Source organism: Cereibacter changlensis JA139 (assembly GCF_003034985.1).
Lineage (GTDB): Bacteria > Pseudomonadota > Alphaproteobacteria > Rhodobacterales > Rhodobacteraceae > Cereibacter > Cereibacter changlensis.
In genome coordinates, this window is record NZ_PZKG01000322.1 from 1 (window position 1) to 1,542 (window position 1,542).

The window sequence follows — 1,542 nt, forward strand, 5'->3', positions numbered from 1 at the left end:
TGACGCCCGTCTGGTTCTGGCCGACGAGCCGACCGCCAGTCTGGACCGCGCCGCCGCCGACCGGCTGATCGCCGACCTCGCCCTGCTGCCGGCCGAGGGCCGCACGCTGATCGCCGTGACCCATGACGCGGCGCTGATCGCCCGGCTGGACCGCGTGCTGACCCTGGCCGAGGGCCGGATCGTGGAGGACAGCGATGGCTGAGTTCTGGGCGTTGCTGCCGGTGTGGGTTCAGGACATGGCGACGGCCCTGCTGTTGCTGCTCCCCGGTCTCGTGATCGGCCTCGTGGTGCTGCGCGGCTATGCGCCCGGCGGGCTGGTGCGCGCGATGCTCTACCGCTTCCGCGGCGCCAATCTGGTCTTCGTGCTGCTGATCGCGGTCTCGGTCGCCATCGGCATCGGCCTGACCGCGCAGGAGCGGGCCCTGCGGCGGGGCAGCGCGCAGGCGGCGGAGAAGTTCGACCTTATCGTCGCCGCGCCGGGCAGCGAGATCACGATGCTGCTGGCCGCCGTCTATCTGCAACCGACCGACGTGCCGCTGCTCGACGGAGAGACCTATGCCGAGGTGGCCTCTGCCGAGGGCGTCGCGCTGGCGGCGCCGCTGGCCTTCGGCGACAGCCATCTCGGCGCGCCGGTCGTCGGCACCACGGCGGAGTTCGTGACCCATCTCTCCGGCGCGCTGGCCGAAGGCCGTATGTTCCAGCGGGCGGAGGAGGCGGTGGCCGGCGCCTATGCCCCGGTCGGCCCCGGCGCCAGCTTCACCCCGGCGCATGGCCATGGACCCGAGGCCGAGGAACATGGCGGGGAGGCCTTCACCGTCACCGGACGCATGGCCCCCACCGGCAGCCCCTGGGACCGGGCGATCCTCGTCCCGGTCGAGGCGGTCTGGGAGGTGCATGGCCTCGCCAATGGCCATGCCCCCGAGGAGGGTGCGCGGATCGGCCCGCCCTTCGATCCGGCCCGGATGCCGGGGACGCCGGCCATCCTGGTGCATGCCGATCAGCTCTGGGCGAATTACGCGCTGAAATCGCGCTTCACCACCGCCAGCACCATGGCCTTCTTCCCCGGAACCGTGCTGGCGCAGATGCACGGGCTGATGCGCGACCTGCGCGAGGCGATGTCGCTGATGGCGCTGCTGACCCAGGGGCTGGTGACGGTCGCGGTGCTGTCGGGCCTGATGATCCTGACCCGGGTCTTCGCCCGGGGGCTGGCGCTGCTCTGCGCCGTCGGCGCCCCCGCGCGCTTCGTTCTCGCCGTGGTCTGGAGCTATGCGGCGGCGCTGATCCTGAGCGGCGCGCTGCTGGGTCTCGGCCTCGGCTGGGTCGCGGCCATCGGCTTTTCCGCCCTCATCACCGCCCGCACTGACATTCTGGTCACGGCGACGCTGTCCTGGATCGAGGTGCAGCTGGTCGCCGGCTTCATCAGCCTGACGTTGGCCCTCGCCCTGCTGCCCGCGCTCGCCGCGCTCCGCCGTCCGGTCCTTGCCGATCTCCGCGCCTGAAGGGAGTTTCCGATGCGCCTGGTCCTGTTCTGTCTCGCCCTGC

General features: G+C 71.9%; 1 protein-coding gene and 1 pseudogene. Both read left to right on the forward strand.

Features of this window, described 5'->3' with window-relative positions:
* A pseudogene (locus C5F48_RS25480) lies at positions 1-202 on the forward strand (ABC transporter ATP-binding protein); the annotation flags it as partial.
* Complete coding sequence (locus C5F48_RS23665) at positions 195-1,499, forward strand: FtsX-like permease family protein (protein ID WP_107666111.1); 1,305 nt, start codon at positions 195-197, stop codon at positions 1,497-1,499. The pseudogene C5F48_RS25480 and the gene C5F48_RS23665, both read left to right, overlap by 8 nt.
* The last annotated feature ends 43 nt before the right edge of the window (positions 1,500-1,542 follow it).

Coding starts and splice junctions, on each gene's coding strand:
- C5F48_RS23665 (WP_107666111.1), top strand. CDS start 195: ATGGCTGAGTTCTGGGCGTTGCTGCCGGTGTGGGTTCAGGACATGGCG.